General features: G+C 42.8%; 20 protein-coding genes and 2 pseudogenes. 11 read left to right on the top strand and 11 right to left on the bottom strand.

The window, feature by feature from the left end; genetic code table 11:
• Position 1 precedes the first annotated feature (1 nt).
• From IHV80_RS23010 to IHV80_RS22970, 9 genes and pseudogenes are all read left to right on the top strand, one after another.
• A complete protein-coding gene (locus IHV80_RS23010; protein WP_017077515.1) occupies positions 2-1195 on the top strand; it encodes an AAA family ATPase in 1194 nt (397 codons plus the stop codon).
• A complete protein-coding gene (locus IHV80_RS23005) occupies positions 1192-2457 on the top strand; it encodes a CpaF family protein (protein WP_192891123.1) in 1266 nt (421 codons plus the stop codon). Before IHV80_RS23010 ends, IHV80_RS23005 begins: the two co-directional genes overlap by 4 nt.
• Positions 2454-3368, top strand: coding sequence for a type II secretion system F family protein (locus IHV80_RS23000; RefSeq protein ID WP_192891122.1), 915 nt, complete (start codon positions 2454-2456; stop codon positions 3366-3368). The genes IHV80_RS23005 and IHV80_RS23000 overlap by 4 nt, the downstream gene beginning before the upstream one ends.
• Positions 3368-4233, top strand: a pseudogene (locus IHV80_RS22995) (type II secretion system F family protein). Before IHV80_RS23000 ends, IHV80_RS22995 begins: the two are co-directional and overlap by 1 nt.
• Positions 4230-5360, top strand: coding sequence for a tetratricopeptide repeat protein (locus IHV80_RS22990; protein WP_192891121.1), 1131 nt, complete (start codon positions 4230-4232; stop codon positions 5358-5360). The pseudogene IHV80_RS22995 and the gene IHV80_RS22990 overlap by 4 nt, the downstream one beginning before the upstream one ends.
• On the top strand, positions 5357-5893 hold the full coding sequence (locus tag IHV80_RS22985; protein ID WP_192891120.1) for a TadE/TadG family type IV pilus assembly protein: 537 nt from the start codon (positions 5357-5359) through the stop codon (positions 5891-5893). Before IHV80_RS22990 ends, IHV80_RS22985 begins: the two co-directional genes overlap by 4 nt.
• Positions 5883-6467 carry a tight adherence pilus pseudopilin TadF gene (gene tadF, locus IHV80_RS22980; protein WP_108099580.1) on the top strand — a complete coding sequence of 195 codons (585 nt, stop codon included), beginning with the start codon at positions 5883-5885 and terminating at the stop codon, positions 6465-6467. Before IHV80_RS22985 ends, tadF begins: the two co-directional genes overlap by 11 nt.
• A 1-nt stretch (position 6468) precedes the next feature.
• On the top strand, positions 6469-7785 hold the full coding sequence (locus tag IHV80_RS22975) for a TadE/TadG family type IV pilus assembly protein (RefSeq protein WP_192891119.1): 1317 nt from the start codon (positions 6469-6471) through the stop codon (positions 7783-7785).
• Between the two features lies 1 nt (position 7786).
• On the top strand, positions 7787-8353 hold the full coding sequence (locus IHV80_RS22970; protein ID WP_192891118.1) for an OmpA family protein: 567 nt from the start codon (positions 7787-7789) through the stop codon (positions 8351-8353).
• Positions 8354-8489: 136 nt separating this feature from the next.
• Here IHV80_RS22970 and IHV80_RS22965 read toward each other — a convergent pair whose 3' ends face one another.
• The 7 genes and pseudogenes from IHV80_RS22965 to moeA form a co-directional block, all read right to left on the bottom strand.
• Positions 8490-10793 (bottom strand): putative bifunctional diguanylate cyclase/phosphodiesterase, encoded by a 2304-nt coding sequence (locus tag IHV80_RS22965; RefSeq protein WP_192891117.1) that lies wholly within the window; start codon positions 10791-10793, stop codon positions 8490-8492.
• 383 nt (positions 10794-11176) lie between these two features.
• Positions 11177-12025 (bottom strand): sulfurtransferase, encoded by an 849-nt coding sequence (locus tag IHV80_RS22960; protein ID WP_192891116.1) that lies wholly within the window; start codon positions 12023-12025, stop codon positions 11177-11179.
• A 71-nt stretch (positions 12026-12096) separates the two neighbouring features.
• Positions 12097-12411: a hypothetical protein gene (locus IHV80_RS25255; RefSeq protein WP_226088541.1), complete on the bottom strand. Its 315-nt coding sequence runs from the start codon at positions 12409-12411 to the stop codon at positions 12097-12099.
• A gap of 147 nt (positions 12412-12558) precedes the next feature.
• A pseudogene (locus IHV80_RS22955) lies at positions 12559-13154 on the bottom strand (hypothetical protein).
• A gap of 11 nt (positions 13155-13165) precedes the next feature.
• Positions 13166-15298 carry an LruC domain-containing protein gene (locus IHV80_RS22950; RefSeq protein WP_192891115.1) on the bottom strand — a complete coding sequence of 711 codons (2133 nt, stop codon included), beginning with the start codon at positions 15296-15298 and terminating at the stop codon, positions 13166-13168.
• Positions 15299-15554: 256 nt separating this feature from the next.
• Positions 15555-16304, bottom strand: a complete 750-nt coding sequence (moeB, locus tag IHV80_RS22945) for a molybdopterin-synthase adenylyltransferase MoeB (protein ID WP_192891114.1) — start codon at positions 16302-16304, stop codon at positions 15555-15557.
• A gap of 12 nt (positions 16305-16316) precedes the next feature.
• Positions 16317-17552 (bottom strand): molybdopterin molybdotransferase MoeA, encoded by a 1236-nt coding sequence (gene moeA, locus IHV80_RS22940; protein WP_192891113.1) that lies wholly within the window; start codon positions 17550-17552, stop codon positions 16317-16319.
• 216 nt (positions 17553-17768) lie between these two features.
• Between moeA and folE the strand changes: the two genes are divergently transcribed.
• The gene (gene folE / locus IHV80_RS22935; protein ID WP_017061725.1) at positions 17769-18422 is read left to right on the top strand and encodes a GTP cyclohydrolase I FolE; all 654 of its coding nucleotides are present in this window, start codon (positions 17769-17771) and stop codon (positions 18420-18422) included.
• A gap of 395 nt (positions 18423-18817) precedes the next feature.
• Here folE and IHV80_RS22930 read toward each other — a convergent pair whose 3' ends face one another.
• The 4 genes from IHV80_RS22930 to IHV80_RS22915 all read right to left on the bottom strand — a co-directional run bounded on the left by IHV80_RS22930 (position 18818) and on the right by IHV80_RS22915 (position 21115).
• A complete protein-coding gene (locus tag IHV80_RS22930; protein WP_192891112.1) occupies positions 18818-19399 on the bottom strand; it encodes a hypothetical protein in 582 nt (193 codons plus the stop codon).
• Entirely contained in the window at positions 19392-19931 is a 540-nt protein-coding gene (locus IHV80_RS22925; protein ID WP_065104654.1) for a YaeQ family protein, read from the bottom strand. Before IHV80_RS22925 ends, IHV80_RS22930 begins: the two co-directional genes overlap by 8 nt.
• Before the next feature lie 181 nt (positions 19932-20112).
• Positions 20113-20397, bottom strand: a complete 285-nt coding sequence (locus IHV80_RS22920) for a hypothetical protein (protein WP_192891111.1) — start codon at positions 20395-20397, stop codon at positions 20113-20115.
• A gap of 154 nt (positions 20398-20551) precedes the next feature.
• The gene (locus IHV80_RS22915) at positions 20552-21115 is read right to left on the bottom strand and encodes a BRO-N domain-containing protein (RefSeq protein ID WP_192891110.1); all 564 of its coding nucleotides are present in this window, start codon (positions 21113-21115) and stop codon (positions 20552-20554) included.
• Between the two features lie 422 nt (positions 21116-21537).
• On the opposite strand from IHV80_RS22915, the gene IHV80_RS22910 reads away from it, so the two are divergent.
• Complete coding sequence (locus IHV80_RS22910; RefSeq protein WP_192891109.1) at positions 21538-22389, top strand: hypothetical protein; 852 nt, start codon at positions 21538-21540, stop codon at positions 22387-22389.
• Positions 22390-22414 lie beyond the last annotated feature (25 nt).

The raw sequence follows: 22414 nt of genomic DNA, 5'->3' as shown, positions 1-22414 counted from the left end.
TATGGACTTGGATATCTTGTTTCGTAATTCGTCTTCGAAAATGAAGTCGACAGTTGAGGCTACCGATCTCATTGTTTCAGACGATAGCGCCTTAACTGAATCGATTAATGATCTATACGCGATTGAAGGCTTTCCTAAACCACTTGAAGTGACTGATATTGATTTAGATGGTGTTTGGAATCAGTCAAACATCAAGCTTAATCATGTTGTACTTGATCTTCGCAGCGCGTCCAACGTTATTGAGCAAGTATCCGAGATTTCGATTCGCCTAGATGTGAACATATCTTTGCTTGTTCTCTGCGATGTTGATTCTATAAAACTGCGTAACCAAGTGCATTCTCTGGGTGCTACTTATGTCTTGTGGGATTCTGAACTTGATGCGTTACTCGCGGCATTAAAAGCGACGCAAGAAGGTGAAAGCACCGTTAAAAAAACGCGAGTAGCTAAACGTATATTAGTGTTAGGAACCAAAGGCGGCATTGGAGTATCTTGCGTAAGTTCTGTTTTAGCACATTCCTTAGCAGAGCAAGCAAACCTAAAGACACTCCTGGTGGATCATGATTCAGGAGCGCTAAACAGCGACATTTATATTGGTGTAAAAGGTTTGAAAGCCAAGCACAACAGTATCGACTTAAATCAGATCGATATCGACAGTGCGATAGCAAAAACCTATGTGCATGGCGTTAAAGAGAAACTTGATTATTTGGTTCTAGAGAAGAATGTTGCCTGTCTTTCTGATCACGCGTCTACGCTGTACAACCTTTCGAGTCAACTAATTGATCAGTATAACTTTATTATCGATTCAGCGCCGCTGTCTTGCTACGAAGAGATGCACGATCAGGAGTTATCTGATAAGTATCACCGCATCTTTATTGTTTGCGAACCTTCGGTTTCTTCATTGCGTTCATACAACTCGTTGAAGAAGAAGATCGGTAAGTCTGAACACCAGGTTATTTTCAACCTGAATAGACCAGCGAAAGACTTCATGGTAACGCTCGCAAGCGCAAAAGAGAGGATCAAAGCCAAAGATAGCATTGATTTTATGTATGAGCCGTCACTTGAAAAAATAGTGGTGCAGCAGGGTATTAATGAGTTGCTTAAATCTAAGTCCTCGACTGCCGTTTTGAGTATGGTTGCCACGTTAACAGGCAAGAAAATTAAAACCAAATCACGTTTCAGTTTGTTTAGAAAATGAATCAATTAAAAGAAATTTACATCCAGCTTCGAGATGAAATCTTCGATGCTTTGGACGCCGCGACGCTTGTTGAAATCAGTAATCAAGAGCTAGAAGAACAGCTTAAAGATTCAGTCAATATATTGATCGACAAGAAGCAATTGCAAGTCAGCTCTCTTAAGCGCGTTGATCTAGTCAAAGCATTACTCGATGAGTTGAAAGGTCTTGGGCCGCTGCAAGCTTTGGTCGATAACGATGACATATCGGACATTATGATAAATGGGCCTTCCGATATCTTCATCGAAATCAATGGCAAAGTCGAACAGTCACCCATTCAATTTGTTAATGAAAAGCAACTGAACACCATCGCTAAACGAATCGCTTCGAATGTAGGTCGTCGTATTGATGAATCGAAACCTCTTTGTGATGCTCGTTTGATGGATGGCAGTCGTGTAAATATTGTGATTCCACCGCTTGCAATAGATGGCACATCTATCTCTATTCGTAAGTTCAAAGAACAAAAAATTAGGCTTGAGAATCTAGCTGAGTTTGGTGCCATGTCTGTGGAAATGGCAAAGCTATTGTCTATAGCCAGTCACTGTAAGTGCAACATATTGATCTCTGGTGGTACGGGCTCAGGCAAAACGACATTGTTGAATGCGTTGTCTGGGTTCATTGGTGACACGGAACGTATTGTTACCATTGAAGATGCGGCTGAGCTACAGCTTCAAAAGCCTCACATCGTTAGGCTTGAAACTCGACAAGCCAGCGTTGAAGGGACGGGAGAGATCACCGCGCGTGACCTTGTGATTAATGCCCTTCGTATGCGTCCCGACAGAATCATTGTAGGTGAGTGTCGTGGTGGTGAAGCCTTTGAGATGCTTCAAGCCATGAATACTGGCCATGACGGATCTATGTCAACATTGCACGCTAACACACCTCGTGATGCCATTGCTCGTACTGAGAGCATGGTAATGATGGCAACAGCCAGTCTGCCGATATCAGCAATACGTAGAACCATCGTTAGTGCAGTAGACCTTATCGTTCAAGTAAAGCGCCTCCACGATGGTAGCCGCAAGGTGATGTACATTTCTGAAATTATCGGGATGGAAGGGGATAGCGTGGTGATGGAAGACATTTTTCGTTATGAAGCTACTTCAAATTTCAAAGATGGAAAGATGGAAGGTGAGTTCAGAACACCCGGTTTATCGACTCGTTCTGTGATTTATGAACGCGCAAAATTCTTTGGTTTAGAACAAGCAGTGAAGGAGATATTTACATGACCTTAATACTGATTGCTTCATGGAGCGCTTTGTTACTTTACTTCCTTATCCATCGCTCTCGTCAAAGCAAAAAATTGAGCAGCTTAATTGAGATGGAAGCTGAATTTGAAGGGGTTAAAGGTGTTCGTTCTGTTATTGATTCACAACAGTTTGAAGAGAGCTACAAAGCCCGGTTGAGGAAAAGTTACAAGAAGACCATCAAAGTATTTCAACCTAATATGTCTTTGAAGTTAATTCTATTTGCATCTGTGACAGCATCGGCAGTCTATGCGGTCAATGAGTTCTTCTTGCGTCAGGATTATTTCGTTTGCTTACTCCTTGCTGAACCAATCTTGTTCTTTGTTTTTTACACAAAGTTAAAGCAAAGACAAATGGATCGTTTCAAAACTAACTTTCCAGACGCTTTGAACATTTTGAGCGGCGCTATTTCTTCTGGTCAAAGCATCATTCATGCGTTCGAGTACGTAGGTAAGCAGCTTGATAATGATGTGGGCAAAGAGTTCAAGCTTATGGCTGAGCGATTACTTATTGGTGAAGATCCTGATGATGTTCTTGAGCGTAGCAGCAATACTTTTCCTTATTTAGAGTATTTCTTTTTCGCTTCAACGATAAGAATTAACCTAGCTCGGGGTGGTCAGCTCAAAGATGTGATCAACAAAATTAATCGACTTATGTTTGATTCTCGAGCCGTTGAAAAAAAGAAAAATGCATTGACCTCAGAAGCGCGAGCTTCTGCCAAAATTATCGCCTGTTTGCCCGTGATTTTTCTTATCATCCTGAAGTTTACAAGCCCTGAGAACTACAGCTTTGTTATGTTTGAGGAAGCGGGACAACCTATTTTTTATTACGTTCTAGTGAGCGAATTATTAGGTTTCTTTTGCATCTGGCTGATTTTGCGAGGTGTAAATTGATGGACTTTGAAACTGCCATTGTTTGGAGTGTCATATTTATTATCTCTATGGTTCTAGCAACGTATTGCTTGCGTTTTTGGGATAACACGAGAGCAAATATAGAAACTCGAAAAATAATTGGTTCAACACGCGAAGAAAAAAAACGAACGGATTTATTTAAGGCTGTTTTGTCTCGGCTTAGTTTCAATAAGCATGAAACTAAGCGGAAGTTAGTCGCAGCTGGTTTTTACAATGACTTCCTTGCTGATGCTTACTATTTATTGAAAATAATCCCTTTTAGTATTTGCCTAGTATTAATTGGTCTTGACTTCTTTAACGGTAAAACCGAAGTAATATTTGCTTTACTGTATTTATTGGGGGCCTTATTAGCGTTTGTCATCGCGCCGGATTCCTATGTGTCTGCTCGAGGCAAAGCCAATATAAAGCACATCAGTTCAAGGTTACCTTTTTTACTCGACCTTATGAATGTTTGTGTCCATACCGGCATGACTATTGAGTCTAGCTTAGAGTACTTGGCGAAAGAACTTCACTCAGTAGACGGTAACCTTGCTCATGTCGTGAGAGTAACTGTCGAACGCTCGCGCCTGGTGGGCCTTGAAAAGGCATTAGAAGAATTTTACGAACTCGTACCAACCAGTGAGTCACAAAGTTTCGTAATGACCATGGTGCAGAGCCTCCAATTGGCTCATCTGTTGGTCCCGTATTATCGACCTTAGCTACTGATATTCGAGAGCTAAACATGATGGATTTAGAAGAACGAATTGGAAAGATGGGGGCAAAAATGTCAATCCCGCTTATCGCTTTTATCATGGTTCCTATTGTTGTGCTAATTGCTGCCCCTGGTATTTTGAGGATGTTGATGTGATAAGAAAGTATATATTAACCGTAATTATGTTGGTTTTAATCTCTGGTTGTACAACGGTTAATAATCAACTTGATACCAAAGAACAATTGCTTATTGGGTCGGGTGATTCACAAAAGCTCATAGAGTTTTATAAGGCGAATATCCAATTTGACTCGGTATATAAAGTCAAACTCGTTAATTTGTATCTAGATCTTAAAGATATCAAGTCGGCTGAATTATATCGAAGCACCTATAGCGAAAGTGACCTTGATGATCCTGAGTTTATTCTAACCGATGCTCGAATCTACTATCAGAAAAAAAACTTTGAGTACGCATTAGAAGAGCTAAAAAAGTATCGGGATGAAGGTGGAGCAGAATATGAATACCAACTTTTAACCGGAAAAATATTAGCGCAACAAAAGCGATTTACCGAAGCTATTGAGCATTTTGAGGAAAGTCGAAAGCAAGGAGCCTCAGACAGAGAAGCCGGAAACAATATCGCTGTTGTAAAAATAATGCAGTCTGATTATTTAGGTGCGACGGACATTTTATATGACCTTTACCTGTCGAATCCAAACGACCAAAGAGTTAGCTCTAACTTGATTCTATCTTCGGTTAAGTCTCAGCGACCGGATATCGCACTGGAAGTTTTAAAACACTCGAATAGTGATGAGCAGGCCCACAAGCAGCTATCTGCATTAATGAGGTCAATATCTAAAAGCAAAGGGAAGAAGGCCGTGACACAGTCAACGATAGAAATGGAACAGCAGCTTATTGGTTCTCAAGTTAATTCAGGTGGCTTTGTAGCACCGACATCACGAGTCAGTAAATTGGATACGACCGCAGAGCTTCAAGCTTCTAGACACAGTGTCGATGGCTCTGTGCTTGACCCAAGAAAACTTAAACCCGGTGCAAAACCTATTTATCGAGTACAAGTGTTGGCGACGTATACGGCGATTCCTTCTGATTTCTTGAACTACTTAAAAACAAATTATGGCTCTGTTTATTCGTATACACATGGACTGTGGAAGCGCTATTGCATTGGTGATTTTAATGACTTAGATGAAGCGAAAGCGTTCTTAAACAGTATCGATATTAAGGGAGCATTCGTTGTTGATTACACCAAGAAAAGGTATGTCCGACTATGAGACCGTTGAAACGAAAGCAAAAGGGGTCGTTGACGGTTGAAGTTGCTATGGGTATTCCGATCTTTCTGGCTATTGTCTTCGGATGGGTTGAGATCTGTATTTTGACCTTCTCAATGAGCATGACTGATCACGCATTAACGACAGCAGTGATGCGAACTAAAAAAGCGGGTGACTCGAGCAGTAGCAACTCCATTAACTACAGCCAAATGATCAAAGACGAGTTGGACAAAGCGGGCGGCTCTTTGTGGAGCAACGTAGTCAAAGAAGGGAGTGTGATCGTCCATGTTAACTATTTTCGAGATTACGAAGGCTTTCTGAAATGCACGGATACTTATGCTTCTGCAGATAAGTGTCCAGATAAGAAAGATGAACCGGAAGACATGGCATTGGCTGTTTACGCTTTGGAATACACCTATGATCCGATTGTCTCCATATGGTTCCCAGATATGCCTATCAAGCGGGAAATTATCACTATTCAAGAATATGAAAGATGCTCTTTCAAAATTGGTCAGGGAGCGGGTTGTGCAAGCTAAACAAAAAGGTGCATTTGCAGTTGAGTTGGCGATGGTATTGGTCTTTGCGTCAGGCATTTTTGTCGTCGTAGTAAACCATATGTTGGCCATCAATAAAAAAGGACAACTCGACAGAGCTTCCTATTCATTGACCACAATCTTTGCTGAACGAAAACAATTGTTTAATGCCAATATGGATATCTGTGCGGGCGATTGTCGGAAAACAGAACACAACGCGTTTGTGATTGCTTCTGCTTCGATGAAACGAATGATTCCAAACTTTGATAAAACCAAATTTGGGATGCGTATCGACGAGATAAGACTTGAAGAAACGGCTTTATCTGGAGGTAAAGTAAATTACCGAAGGGTTCAAAAGACTCTGACCAAAGGGAGCATACACGGATGTGACTTTCCAGACATGAGTGATATCACCAAAGAAAAAGCGATAGAAATACTTCCTATCACATCACGAGGCCGCAGGTTACCTATGTATCAGGTTTCTCTCTGTTATGAAATCCCGACTAATTTGATTGGTATCGCTAACGGAGAGGTTTTTCGCCTTGTGAGTACATCTTATTCATTTGCGAGGGTTTAAGGTGAAATCGATAAAGAAAAACCGAGGTGTCGCAGGTATTTTATTCGTTGGCCTTTTGCCTATGATGGTTATTTTTATGGCATTTTCGATGCAAATGTCTCAACAGATGCTGGCGCATACAAGGTTATTGGAAGCCGCAGAGGTTGCCAGTCTAGCACTTATTGCGAGCCCTAAAGAGGACGAAGAAAAGAACGTAAAGTATGCACGCTATTTAGTTGATAGATACGTTGTTGATAATACGGATGACGTTGATGTCGCGGTGTTTACAAGCCGTTGTGAGTACAAAGATGGCTGTGTTCAAGCTAGTGGTGAACTTGCTCCGTTTAGTGACTTTGTGGTGAGTGCGACTGCCAAATATACGTCTTGGATCGCGTACGAAGAGATGAACTTAAAGCCTGAGTTTTCGGTGAGTGGGCGAGCTGTTACGCGCAAGTATCTCCCTCAGCCTGTTGATGTCTATTTTATCGGTGACTTTAGTGGCTCTATGACTTACTCGTGGAAGAACGGAAAAATGAAACTCGATGTTGTAAAGGAAACCATTAAACGAGTCGTCGATGACATTGAAGAGTTTAATACGGAAGAAAAGAGCCGAGTTGCTTTGCTCGGGTACAACCCGCTCCATGTAAAACAATCTGATGAGATAGTAAGACTTAATGCTTATGGTTATCGTGCTTCATGGCGAAAGAAATATGCTTATGATTACGCTCGGAACTCTCCTGCGACAACGGTTAGACGAATGTTTGATAAACCAACTTTGTATAATGAGATCATTGAACCATCGTATGGAATGAGTAGATATCAAGTAGAGAGACTTTATAAGCGAAATAATGATTTTGATGATGACTACAAATTTTATGATATTCCACTGACTGAAGACTATGACAACTTTCGAGCTCAGTTGATGAGCGCTCAGTTGAAAGCTGGTGGAGGCACCTCTTCTTGGAACGGGATCATTGCCGCTGCGCAAGAAGCCAATAAGGCGACCAACCTTAACCCTGAACAAGTGTTTATTGTGTTATCCGATGGTAGCGACAATGACGAAACTTATTTACAGAAATTAGTGGATCAGGGGCTATGTAAAAAGCTGCGCTCAACCATTTCATCGAAACGAAATCGTTTCCAAAGTAATGCACCAACTGAAGCTGAGAAAACCAAAGTCACGATGGGCGTCATTGGTATTAATTATAAAGTGGCAGAAACCGATGGCTTTGGAGATTGCTTTGGTAAGAAAAATATCTATCACGCCAAAGATGGTGAAGATGTGTACAAGTACATTTTGAATTTGATTAATGAAGAAACCGGAAAACTAAAGGATTAACATGAGATACCTAGTGATTTTATCTACGATGCTAATGTCTCCATTGGGCTATGCAAACTGCTTGGGTGATGTTGGCGAATACGTCACTTCGAAAATGTTGGTGTCTTCTCATACTGTTACGACACAAGTGACTGGGAAGCTGGTAGAGCTAAATGAGAAACCTCAAAATGAGGTGATCAATAGAGAGAGTGAAGTGATTCAAATCGGAGCTCAAGATGATGTGTGTTTCTATGATAAAGCGACGCAATCCCTGGTGCTTACTTACCCAACTAATGTGTACCAATTGGATGAAAGCCATAAGCAAGTATTAGGTCAGTACCTTAGCTTAGTGAGTGATAAGTCCAAGATTTATATAGAGGGTCACGCAGATAGTGTAGGCAGTAAAGGCTACAACAAAGCCCTGTCATCTCGCCGTGCTGGGCAAGTGGCGAGCTACTTGAAAAAAGATCTTCATCAAGGAAGTCGCATTGTTGAATATGCATATGGTGAAAGCGCGCCAATTTGTAAGGTTGAAGACAACAAGGAAACAGGTTGTAACCGACGAGTTGTGATCACTGTTAAGTCGTAATGGGCTTGGTGTTCGTTGTCTGTATTTTTATTTTTTGGGCCGCGATGTTAAGCGGTGTATAAAGAAAGGGAGCCCGTTTGGGCTCCCTTTTTTGATTCATCGCGTTATTTGATAACTAGAGAAGATAACCAACCACCTACACCGTTGGTTCAGGTAGTTCTTCTTTCTCAACCTGAGTCGGCGTTAGATACTCACACAGCTCATCGTAAGGTATAGGGCGAGAGAAGTAATAGCCTTGCATTAAATCACATCCACAGGCCTTTAGAATTGCGAAGTGCTCGTTTGATTCTACGCCTTCTGCTAACACTACCATGCCGAAGTTTTTGCCGATTGCGATAATGTTTTGCACCATGGTGAGTGACTGCTGGTCTACAGCAATGTTTTCAATGAAACTCTTATCGATCTTAAGTTCGTCGATAGGGAGTGCTTTTAACATGCTCAATGATGAGTAGCCCGTACCGAAGTCATCCAGAGAGATCTTAATATCGTTTTCTTTGAGGGCTTCAAACAGTGGTTTCACTATAGCTACATCTTCAATGAACAAGCTTTCAGTAATCTCGAGGGTTAAACAGCTTGGAGAGAACTGATATTTCTCAAGCGTAGCGAATAGGTGTTCTGAGAACGACTTATGTGAAAACTGACGTACGGATATATTGATCGAAAGACCGATCTTTTGTTCTGTCGTTCGGTGTAAATGAGCAATTTGCATAATGCTGGACTCAATAATAAAGGTACCGAGTTTTTGCATTAAACCAGTGCTCTCCGCGACCGGTATAAACACATCGGGCGGAACAAACCCTAGCTCGTCATCAATCCAACGAACCAGTGCTTCGACGCCATGAATACTCTCATCAGCGCGAACCAGAGGCTGGAAAGTCATGAATAGCGTTTGTTTCTCAATAGCAATACGTAGCCGTTGTTCTACTTTCATTTTGTAGAGGTGAGCGTCTTGCATGGCTGTGGTGAAAATGCTGTACGAGTTTTGCTGCTGCTTCGCTTTATACATCGAAATATCGGCAGAGCGGAGTAGGCTATCTAGATCTTTTCCGTGTTCTGGGAAACGCGCAATACCAATGCTACAACCTAGCAAAAACTGAGAATCTTCAACTTCATAAGGTTGGGAAAGAACTTCGATAAGGCGTTCTGCCAGTCGTTTAATCTCGGTTTCACTCGTCATCGGCGTTAAAAACAAAAACTCATCACTAGACTCGCGCACCAATAAGCTGAGTCGAGAGTGGAATCGCATCAAGCGCAATGCGATCTGTTTGAGTACCTTGTCACCGAAGTCATGTCCGTGGGTATCATTGACACATTTAAAGTTATCGATATCTATAAATAACAACGAGAATTGCTCTGACTCATCCTCAATCCATTTACCAATATTTCGGCGCATGTATAAGCGGTTTGGTAGAGAGGTTAATGGGTCGTGATTGGCTTGGTAAATCAACTGACTTCGAGTTCTTTGCTCGTTCTTAGCGATCGACTTAACCAATGTATAGAAGCCAAACTGTAGAAAGATAAAGGCAAAAAAAAGAATGCCGAACTCTTTTACGAATATGCCATCGACATGCTCTAGATCTGTACGGCCGACAACCCAAAGCTTGTAATTAGGAATGTATTTAGCGCTGACTAACGATTGATATGCGTTGTCATTGATACTGAAAGAGTACGTGTCTTTGCCGGTTTTCGCTTCTTTGACGCTGACACTCACCTGTTCTGCAAAGCTATTGGTAATGCGTTTCATCAGGTCGTTAGCAATAGGTTTTAAATAGGCATCAAGGGACTCTATATCGCTAGAAAAGAACTGACGATAATTGTCCGTTCTGAGCAAGGTTAATGTGTTGTAACTACCTGCGTGCGCGTTGCTTTCAAATACTATCGTACTGTCCAAGCGCAAGCCCGCAGTCATGACGGCATCAACATTCTTGCCATCGATTGAAATCGACTTTCTTAACGGAATCACTAGGCTGTTAAGCGATTCTTGAAAATAAGTTCGCCCTAACACCATTTTTTCGCTAGACATAGCCTCTAGAAATGAGTCTCTGGTGTGTGGGTAGTTCAGTAAATTATGTTGATCAGACAGTTGTAGATTCGAGCTGATTGCAAGGTAGTCACCTTGAGGGTTAAGTAACCCAAATGCAGCAATAGCTGGGTGAGTATCAAGTAGCTTATCTAATATTGGACGAATCTGAATAGAAGCAGTGCGGGTAAAGTCAGACTGTTGAGCTAACTGGTGCCCAACCACTTCAAGCAGTGCTTCTTGGCTCGTCAATAGCGAGTTTACCGAACTAGAAAATAGCTCGACTTGGATATGCTGTTGCTCAATGAAGTCAGCTCTGTTGGCTTGCCACTTGGTTACGCCCAACACGGCGAAAAGTATCACGGTCAGCAGTACGATCAGAGCGTACAGCGACCAGATATTTTTCTTAAATAGAGCCATGTGATGCCTTTTGTTGGTTACTACTTTTAACAGAGTGCAAGCGACAAACTATTGGGTCGTCAGCGTGATTCATGTAACGAAAGATACAAACATCAATGATGAAAGTATCAGTGATTAAATAGTGTAACGACTACGAGCAGAGATTCTTGAGTGAAATATTATTATTCATCACATTGATAACGATTTTCCATGGTTAACCACGGTTTATGGTCAGTAAATCGTTATAGCTTAAAAAGCAACCGAGTAAATTCCGATTTGTTTTCAACCGACGTAGCATTACCGCAAAGCAAAGAGCTTACTGTGTGAGACGTTAAATCATCACTACGAGTAAGCTCTTTATGCATGCGCAGTCTATTCTAACAGTAGCATTAAACTAAGTTGAATTAATTTTTGGTTACGGCGATAGGTAGTTTCTCGTTAGCACCCCATTCAGTCCATGAGCCATCATAAACGCCCATTTCATCTGAATATCCGGCCAGTTTAGCGGCCAATAAAATGATGCAAGCCGTCACACCAGAACCACAGCTAAAGAACATCGGTTGAGAGGGGGTTAAGTTTAGCGTCGAAAAGAGCTCGACTAACTCTTCTTGAGGTTTCAATTTACCTGCATTTAATACATGTGCAAACGGTAAGCAAATCGAGTTCGGAATATGACCACTGCGTAAGCCCTCACGTGGCTCAGGTACTTCAGAATCGAAACGAGCTTGTGAACGTGCATCCAAAATATTTGCGCTTTTGTCATCGGAGTAGCTTTGGATTTGCTGAGCATTTACAAAGTAGTTGTCTTGAATTTTGCCTTCAAAGTCACCCGGCTTCATTGCTGTTTTGTAGTCGGTGTCTGTTGCGTAACCTGCCTCTATCCATGCAGGTAAACCACCATCTAAGATGTAAACGTTGTTGTGTCCCATTGCCATAAACATCCACCACGCACGGGGTGAAGCGAAGGTTCCGGAGTTATCGTAAACCACAATGGTGCTGTCTTGGTTGATGCCAATTTCTTGTGCACGTGTGTTGAAATGTTTTTCGGTCGGGAACATGTGAGGAAGTAAGGTGTGCTTATTACAAAAGTCTTTGTCGTAATCAAAACGAATCGCACCAGGAATCATTTGTCCTTTGATCTTTTCTGACTCGCTTGGAATTTGAAACTCGATACTGGCGTCGAGGATGATGATGTTGTCTTTTTCTAGCAAACGTTGTTGAAGTTGTTCTGGTGAGATGAGTGGCTGATTCATTCTTCTTATATCCATTCTTGTTGTTATATCGAATACTTTGTTTAAATCGAATACTGCTGTTATATCGACGGCTACTGTGCAGCTCGACAGTCAATGAACTGATAGCTGCTTTGTCCGGTTATTTGATTACGTAATGTATCAAGCGTCACCATAGAATCAATAGGACAGTCTGTGGCAGGAGCGACAGATACACGAAATATTTCCTGGTCATTCGTTTGTAATGTTAGATAACGTCTATGCCCGTCAAGAGATTGGGTGAGAGTGTTGGCTATAACCTTCGCATTTAACTGCTCTCCGGAACTTGACGTTATAGGAAAGGAACTGAGAAGCCAGAGCAAGACGGCCCCACAAACTAGTATTAACAAACCAAATTTCAACGATTTCATCCGCATACGCCTTAAAAGCCAGTACTTAAAATATAAGTTAGGTAGTTTGCAAAGTGAATGTAATTAAAAAGAAACTGAGGTTTTGGTTAGCTGAACAAGAAAAAGTGAGCATTGTTGCTCACTTTTTGGATCGATATACTTAATTTACTACCAGATAATTTGTGAATTGCTGCTCGAGACCACTTGCTGCAAAGGTGATTGGCCATCGTAGAACCAAATCTCGATGAGCAGATTATCTTCACTTATCGGGGCAACAAAGTTTGAGGCAAATTGTCCGTTACTCAACGAACCTGCAATTACTTTACTGGAATAGTCCGGTTTGAAAGAGGAGTCATCTCTCGTTGTATAACGACTGTAGACGGTCACAAAAGAGCGATCGGTTGAGATACTGCTGATGTCGATATCTAGGTCAAAATTTTCAACAGGGTTGTAATCGAATCCATCAGGCACCACAAGATCGTTCATTGTATAACTTTGCGTAGCAACTGGAGTTACCGTCGTTGATGGAGGCGAAACCACTGGAGTCGAAGGTGCTGCTGGCGATGGTGTGGATGAGCTGCCACCACCGCCTCCACCGCCGCCTCCACCACAACCAACGAGTACAATCGGGCTGAGATCAGAGCAACGGTAAGTGCTTTTCCAATGTTCCAAGTTTTGTTAGTAACCATAGTTTCATCCTTAGAGAGAGTGCTATTTGAATTAACGCAATTATCTTCTTGAGATTGTTTATTGTGTGTATTCATATCCATTCTCCTTACGGTACGTAGCATTGGTTAGTTTGAGGGGAGTCGTACCAGGTCTTATTGTTTTCACCTCCTGATTCTGCATACAGCTTGAATTCTGGGTAAGCGGTAACAATGTCGACAGTCTCTAACGGCCACTCCCAATCGCTTACCGATGTTATGATTAGCGCCCAAGGGTGGTTTTCTGCGGTTTTGAAATACTTGCCGGTAGCCGGGTTACTGTCATCCACCCCTAAGCCCGTTCCGAATAAGTTATCAGTATCGAAGGCTTCTGTTGGTGATTGGTCTGCCAGATGCACTTCCCAACTACGACCTGGGTGTAGAGGTAAGTTCTCGCCATGATAATGACCTGGTGTAGCGAAAATAAATGGGTCATAAGGCATGTCGGTCCAACTGCTCGTGTCTATTCCATTATCAGCAAGGGTGATACCAATTTGGAAAGAGAACTGTTCATCTTCTTTACATGAACTATTGGTTCGATAGAAATCACATGAAGAATCAATTTTTTCTGTTAGATTCTCAGCGACAATAAAGATAGCTTCACTGCGCCCATCTTCTAAGCTTAAATCAGTGTATACCCCATTGTGTTTCATATATGAGTTACCGGTATTGACCGATGACGGAGCCAGATCTGGTAAGCGAACAGCAAACCCGTTGAGATAGCTAGCGCCAACCGCGGCAAGTCGGCCATCAATAGTCGATTTCACCACTTTACCGTCTTTTAGTATTTCGGTTATACGATAGAAAATGACGGCGTCGTTCATATCGTAATCGGCTTTATAAGGCCAATTATCTTCGTAGGCGATCGTCGCGTAGCCAGATGCAGGGAAGTAACGAGCTGTCGCACCATCGTTTAGAACATCAACCTGAATATCCACCACCTCACCGGAAGTTGAACCGCCAAAGTAATCTAACCCCGTTTGTTTACTGAATCTAAATCGAGCCCAAGTTGTTCCTGTTAACGCGTCTATATCAACGTTTAAGAACAGTTCATTTTCTCCTGCGGATAGCGCATAGTCTGTGAAGACTTGTTCGTTGGCGCCATCAAAGGTGCCATCTTGATCCCAATCGATCCAGGCTGAAAGGTAACCAGTCGTTGAGGCTTCAATGATGACTTTCGAGTCGAGTCCCGCCTCTAGTCCTGTTACAAAACCGATACCGCCGTTGGTCCACTCATCGTCGATACCAACCGTTTCATCAGACTGTGGAGATGTATAACCATCTAAATCTGCATCTGGCGCATCAGTACCTAACCAAGTAATTCCATCCAGTTCGTGACGAGGGCCGTTACTTGCGAGTGTGGTTTTGTAAGTGTCCGGAGCGTCACCGAAATCAATACTTGAATCTTCATCCACCACAGGTGCGTTAGCACAACGTGCACCATCATTTTGGCCTGACTGAGGGCCATTCGAAACAAACTCTACAGCAGGGACGATTCCCGCAGCGATATTTGCGGAGTTGCTCGGCGCTAAGTTAATACGATAGATTTTCCCATCTTGATTTCGAGAAACGTAGTAGTAACCGTTTACATCAAAATAGCCAGCACCAAACGTACCGAGTTCACCGGTGTCGCCTATATAGGTTTCGGCACCAGTCGCTGGATCAAATTGGTACAAGCCACCAGAGTTATTATCGATACCATAAAGAGAACCATCACTAGGGTGAAAGGCAAAGTCGGTCAAATTAACGGTTGCTGGACTTCCTGTTATTTTGTTGACGGTGACAGTAGCGCTTGAATCGGAATCTAAGGGTGAAAGGTCCACTGTGAATAGCCCTTTGCCTTTGCGGTATAGGTAATAAACGTGATTATAAACATCACCAACATAGAAGGTATGCTCGGTTGGTAGGCCTGAAGTATTGACGACTTCCGCCTGAAAATCTTGTCCAAGGCGTACTAAGCGTTTGTTGGTTGTGTCATAGCCATAGATATATCTGTCATCGAAATCAAACCCAACCCCGTTGATATTGGCGTTCATACCCGTATCGTCTTCAAGAAGGGTAGTTGAACCTGTAACTAGGTTGACCCCCCAAACCTCGACGGGTTTAGACTGAAATAGGTAAGCCTTACTAGGGCAGGTATCGAATGGCGCTGCGTTGGCGACCAATGGCGCACTTAATAGCAAACATAACGTTGTAATTCTCATATCTACATCCTTGTCGTGGAAGGTATAGATACTTAATCAAGTTACATGCCATTTTTAAATGGTTGATTTTTAGTTACTTTTGTTTTAAGTGGTTCGAGTTTTTACTGTTTTCTCAAAATGAGAACTCAAATGAAACTAATCTCTCATAGAATATTTCAAATTGATAAAGCGATTTGAGAAACTGACGTTGAGATCTAAAAAAGCCCTGACTTTTAGTCAAGGCTTAGGTTTTCGATAAGACGGGATATGAATTAGTCTAACCACACACCGAACAATTCGGTATCTTCATTAAGTTCATCTCACGCCAGCTGTGTGACATAGCGTCGAGAATCAGAAGCTTGCCTTGCTTTGGTTGTCCAAACTGAGCAATCACCTTAATTGCTTCTAGAGCTTGAGCGGCGCCGACCATGCCGACAACAGGCGCCATCACACCTGCTTCAACACAACTCAGGGCTGCATTGCCGAATAGAGCGCTCAAACATTGGTAGCAAGGTGCGTTTTCATCTTGGTAAGTGAACACGCTAATCTGACCTTCCATACGAATCGCAGCGCCAGAAACCAGAGGCGTTTTTGATGCGTAACATAAGCGGTTAAGTTGATTGCGCGTTTCCACATTGTCGCTGGCGTCAAGCACTAACGAGTGTACTTCGATTAATTTAGCAAGCGCTTCGTCATCAAGCCTGTTATCGACGGTTTCAATTATCAGATGAGGGTTCAATACCTGCAGTGATTCTGCTGCCGAATCGACCTTTTTCTTGCCAATGTCGGCATCGGTGTGAAGCACTTGTCGCTGTAAGTTAGAGAGCTCGACAACATCATCGTCAATAATTGTCAGCTTGCCGATGCCGGCAGTCGCTAAGTATTGAGCAGAAGCACAACCTAAACCTCCAGCACCCAACACCAAGATCGAACTCTGTTTTAGTGCTTCTTGGCCTTCAAAATCAAACTGTTTAAGGATGATTTGGCGGTTATAGCGAAGCATTTCTGCGTCAGACAGTATTTCCATCAGCAAACCTCGTTAGTAAAGCGTCGAGTTAAACAGTTGAATCTGAACTGTTTCGCCGACTTCCACGCGGCCACGTTCGCGTTCTAGTACTACAAAGCAGTTTGCCAGGCTCATTGAGCGGAAAGCACCTGAACTTTGGTTACCAGTTGTCTCTACCACAAACTGGCCGTTTTCAATCGAGTAGATACCACGCTGGTAGTCGGTACGCCCTGGGCCTTTTTTGAAGGCAGACTTAGTGATAGCAGGAATAGATTCTGGTGCTGTCCATGCTGTGTGACCTGCAAGTTTAGCAAGCATAGGTTGAACCAAAACATACATAGTCATCATCGCTGATACTGGGTTACCCGGTAGGCCACAGAACCACGCATTATCCAATTCTCCGAATGCGAATGGCTTACCCGGTTTGATAGCTAGTTTCCAGAAGCCGATTTGCCCGAGCTCTTCCAAAATATCTTTGGTGTAATCCGCTTCACCAACACTTACGCCACCAGAAGTCACGACAACGTCTGCTAATTGTTGAGCTTTCTCGAACGTTTCTTTCAGTGTCGCTGGACAGTCAGGGATTATGCCTAGATCAATCGCTTCGCAACCAAAGGCTTCAATCAGCGGTTTAATGCCGTAGCGGTTGCTGTCGTAGATCTGACCGTCTTCAAGGGGCTGGCCTAATGGTTTTAGTTCATCACCAGTAGAGAAGAAAGCGACTTTAGGTTTGTGTGCCACAGTTACATGGCTTACACCGAGTGAAGCAATCATTGGGATATCACGAGGTGTTAAACGTTCGCCACGGTTAAGCACAATATCGCCTTGTTTGATGTCATCACCGGTAGGACGAATGTTATTGTTCAGCTTGATGTCGTCTTGTTGAATCTCGATACCAGCGTCAGTTTCAGCCGTATTTTCTTGCATGATGACCGCATCGCACCCTTCCGGGATCTTCGCGCCAGTCATAATGCGAATACATGTGTTTGCTGGCCATTCACCTTCAAAAGGTTGACCTGCAAAGGACTTACCCGCTAAAGGCAGCACCTTACCGTTCTCTAGGTCTGCCAAGCGCAGTGCATAGCCGTCCATTGCTGAGTTATCAAAAGGAGGTACGAAAATAGGGGATAGAATATCTTCAGCAAGTACGTAACCCAGTGCTTCAGCCAATGGCAGTGATAAGGTCGTTTGAATAGGTTTAATTGGTGATAGCAGCTTATCTAGTGCTTCTTCAATTGGCATCAAGCCCGGAGCGTCGCAACAGCCCATAATTGAAATCCTTTGGTCGTTATTATTTTGATTTGGTGGTTGGCAATAAGGATTCAATAATTATCAAATCATGATGGCTCGCCAACGAAATTGCAGCCACTTTAGCATAGTTTAAGCCCCGTAAATAATGACCTCCCTTAAAATATGGGTGTATTTATTCAAAATTCCGAGTATCCTTGTTTGCCATCCAGAAGGGGTAATAAAAGAGGAAGTTCAATGTCAGGTCTTAGCGAATCAGCGAAGTTGGTTAAAGATGCGCTAGCAAGCCGCGGATTAGAGACACCAATGAGTCCTAACCAGGTTAGCCGAGAAGAGAAAAAGGAACGAATCGAACACCATATGCGTGAGATTCTAACTCTCCTTGAACTTGATCTTACGGACGACAGTTTGGAAGAGACACCGCAACGTATTGCTAAAATGTACGTGGATGAAATTTTCTCTGGTTTGGATTACGCCAATTTCCCTAAAATTACCGTAATCGAAAATAAGATGGGTGTTCGTGAGATGGTACGTGTAAAAGACATTACCGTGACCAGTACTTGTGAACACCACTTAGTGACGATTGATGGTAAGACAGCGGTAGCCTATATCCCTCGTGGGAAAATCATCGGCCTTTCAAAGATTAACCGTATTGTTCGATTCTTTGCTCAGCGTCCGCAAGTGCAAGAGCGTATGACACAGCAGATCCTTGTTGCATTGCAAACGCTATTAGAAACCGATGACGTTGCTGTAACCATGGATGCGGTTCATTACTGCGTGAAATCACGTGGTGTAATGGACGCAACCAGCGAAACAACAACGACAGCATTGGGTGGTATCTTCAGATCAAACCCAGCAACGCGCCACGAATTCTTACACGGCCTGCGTTAATTCGCTTCGTGATTCGATGAGTACGATTTAGCCTCAGCAAATCGGCAACCAAGATTCTAAGCCTCGCACTCTGCGAGGCTTTTTTGTATCTGTAATATGAGTTTTCAGGAGCGTGGATAGGAGAGCCCCGACTCAGTTGTTCCTCCTTCTCAGGGATGACGGAGAAGATCGGTTTGCTCATAAGGGAAAATACGAGGGTTGAGGTTCAGTTTGTATTCTATTGTCAGCTTTTTAGAAGCACGCGCTGCCGATCTTGCAGAGTGAGCGACTCAGTCATATTCGTCATTCCCGAAAGCGAGGAACGAGCGTAATAGGGAATCTTTTGGGGCTGAAGAGGATAAGTACGCTCTATCGAAAATATAGAGCGTAACTAGAAACAACTGCTGGTGGAATGCTTAAGTAAGATTAAACAAACGCTTAAAGCGATGAACAAAGCCTGATGGTTTGTTCTCGGCTTGATAGAGGTTCAAACCATCATAAAAGCTGCCCATGAACTCGACTCGAATCTCGTCATCAGTACTTCTCGAAAGGCGAGACAACAATGTTGCGGTTGCAGCAGCATGATCATTGGCTAGGCTGTAATCCATTCCGAGTCGTCCTTGAATGAATAACCATAAATGCGTTACTAACTTCAATTGCTGAGAATTGGAGTTTTGAAATTTGTCGCCGTGTTCACTGCCTACCGTACTATCGAAAACGCTTTGCATCGCTTCGCTGGCTTCTTTATTACTTTCAAAGCGATAGCTCACATCGATATGCACTTTTGTTAACAGCCCAAGTAAGGTTTGTCGCTCTGAATTGTCAGGCTTATTCTCACTGGCATGTTTAAAAAGAGCGTGGTTTTCGCCAGTGAATGACTTTAACTCTTTTTCATAGCCAGTCGTCAGCGCTTTCACTGAATCGAGACCAGCGAGCTGCAAACAAGCTTCGAGCTTAGTTTGGCGCTGAGATTCAGTCTGAGTTTGGATCTCAGTCATTACTCTGTAGCTCTTCCCAAGTTACTTCGGCAGATTGCGTGTCGCTGTTAACGAAAGCAGAGTTACCCGACAGCATTACGGAAAGATCCATAGTGCGCTGTGTCATTTCAGAGAGTTGTTCGATACCGGCATTATCCAGACGGACGATTTGAGCTTTCAGATAACCAAACTTACCTTTGTTTTGTTCCCACCAAACGTTCGATTTGGTGTTGAAGCTGAATACGCGCACAGACTTAGATAAGCGAGTCGCTTTTTTAACGCGCTCTGGATCAGGTTCGCCGACGTCAATCCAGTCTAGGATTTGGTCATCTAACGACTTCTGCCACAAATCTGGTTCTTCAATGCTAGACAATCCTTTAGTGAACTCAAGTTCAGGTGATGCATTGATACAGAAAGCCATGATTCGAGCCATCATACGCTGTTCTGTTTCAGAAGGGTGTTGTGCAACCGTTAGATTAAAAGAGTCGTAATAGTCGCGATTCATATCGGTTAGAGAGATACGAAACTTGTAGATTGTGGGTTTTAGAGCCATGTGATGTAAGGGTTCCAATCGGATGAGGTGTACTATAGGTGTACCAATGAGTTTTTTGAAATCACAGCCTATAGATAAGTTGTGCCTAGTATAAACGAAGTGGGGCAGTTAGCTAGCAAGATGGGTTTTTTGGTACACCCCAATTATTTTAAGCACTTATGATGAACTAACAAGAAAGGGATCACATGACAGTAAGGTGCACTTCGTCAATTAAGTCTTGGGCTGAAAGTAGTACTTCTGACTCTTCGGTACTTAGTGGCGCGTTTGCTTGTTGCAGTGCGTACAAGTAATCGAATTTTACGAAGAAGTCATAGAGTAACGGAGTGATGTTGCTATTGGTTGCGTTTATATATTGCTCTAGTGTTTCGTTCGAACAGTATACCTCTTCATCGCCTCCTAGTGCGCTGACAATAGATACACGAACGAAATGGAAAAACGGTTCTAGTTCTGGTAGGTTGACGACCATTCTTACTCCCTTTATTCATTTAACCTCATTTTTGAGCTGTCATTAAAAAATTCGCAAGCACAATTGTTTGGGGAGCCGAGTGATTTAACAAAGAACAAGCCTTTACAAATACAAAGCCCTTATTCAAATGGATAAGGGCTTTTGTTTAAGCAGGTTACACAACCATTACCTGGTGCGCTAAATAGATATGGGCGATATGGTCGCGCTTAGAGTGATGGCTGGTTATTAGGTCGTTGATTTGGTTTTGGGCAATACGAGAAGAGTGTTCGATCTGAGCAAAGGTTTCTTTGAGTGATAGTAATTCATTATAGCTTTGGTTCTCGCGCTGGCTTACGCGTTCGCATGCTCTTTTGGCATTGTTGAGTAGGGTGGGGTTTTGATTGTTTTGTGGCTTTTGTATTTCTCGGTCTAATACGTCCAATACCCATTTACGGAATTCTTTGGCAGCAGAGGTTCGGCTGAACATCGCAATTAAGTGCGCCCCACGAAGGGAAAATATACGCACTGTTTTTTGGTAATTACCTGAGGCACTCATTCTGAGTGTCTCAGTCATTTGACCTGTGAACTCATCAGAATTTCGTTCGAAAATCTGAGTTACAGCATCTCGCTTTCGGTAGCCAAGAGCTTTAGCTATATCTGTGGCAGTTAGCCAAAGTTGATTGCTTTGTTCAATAATCTCGAAATGAGTATTTTGGAAAGAGAGGGAAGATGTCGGCATGATAGCCTCCTTGTGTCATGATTTTAATCACCACACGGAGTTCCTACGCTTCGGGTGGTGAACTGAACAAGGGTAGGAATACCGCGACACAAGGATACGGCCAGCCGAAGCTGCCTTGCCCAGCCCACCATAATTCAGATAGTACGGTTTCTATACGAAACGACTATGTGCAAGTGTGCCGAAGCCACACATAAAAAAACCAGCAAAAAGCTGGCGTCTATGCGCCTTATGTCTAAACGAGTTCCTACGCCCGACACTGGATTTTGCCAGTGCATATGTAGGGTAAGGTTGTTAGGGGCTGGGTGTCAATGGGGTGCATCTCACTTTATAGCACTTAATCTAGTTTTATAGCGTATAAGCTCTTGAATAAGTTTTTGTTAACCCCATATGAAACATAGGAAAACGATTATGGAATTATTGCGATGGCAAAGGCTGAACCTAAGAAAGAAGAACAAGTCAAAAAGTGCTTTATTGTTACTCCAATAGGGGCGGAAAGTTCCGAAACTCGACGTGCTGCAGATGGATTAATTGACGCGGTACTTGAACCTGTATGTAAGGAATTAGGACTAGAAGTAGTCGTTGCACACAGGGTAGATAAGTCAGGGTCAATCACTACTCAGGTCATTGAGCACGTGATAAATGCGGAGCTTGTTATCGCCAATTTGTCAGAATTGAACCCTAATGTGATGTACGAATTGGGTTTACGCCATGCAGCAAGAAAACCAGTTATTTCACTCGCAGTGGATGGAACCAGACTTCCATTTGATATTTCAGATGAAAGAACCATCTTTTACAAAGACGACATGGCTGGAGTAATGAAGCTTCGTGAGACTTTGTTGTCAATGGCTCGATTAGCCGTGAAAGATGAGGAGCCTGATAACCCTGTATATAGAGCAATGACGCATAAAGTAATGAAAGAAGTCGCTTCGAATGAAACGGTGGATGGGCAACTTGGAAAGTACCTCATAGATCGAATAGATAAGATGGAATCATTGATAACTGCGAGTCAACGTAGAATTAGTAGCGATTATGACAAAATTGCCCCAGCTCGAAAGGCGAAAGTAGTTTACGAATTTAGCTTTGATGAAAAAATTATTCCAGATCTAATACGAGAAATGAATTTAATGGTGCAGGATACGGAGTGTGACATTGTACCTATAGGATCTAATCGCTTTCAGGTCGCTCTAGATGAGCAAGCTAAGATCCGAGTGTTTGGCGAATATTTGGGAAATTACGTAGGTGTAGTCGACATCAAAAAGCTTAGGTACTATTGATTTAAATAAGGAAGTCCTAATGCAT

It is taken from the genome of Vibrio bathopelagicus (assembly GCF_014879975.1).
Taxonomy (GTDB): domain Bacteria; phylum Pseudomonadota; class Gammaproteobacteria; order Enterobacterales; family Vibrionaceae; genus Vibrio; species Vibrio bathopelagicus.
This window is presented reverse-complemented; position numbering and strand designations above follow the sequence as displayed.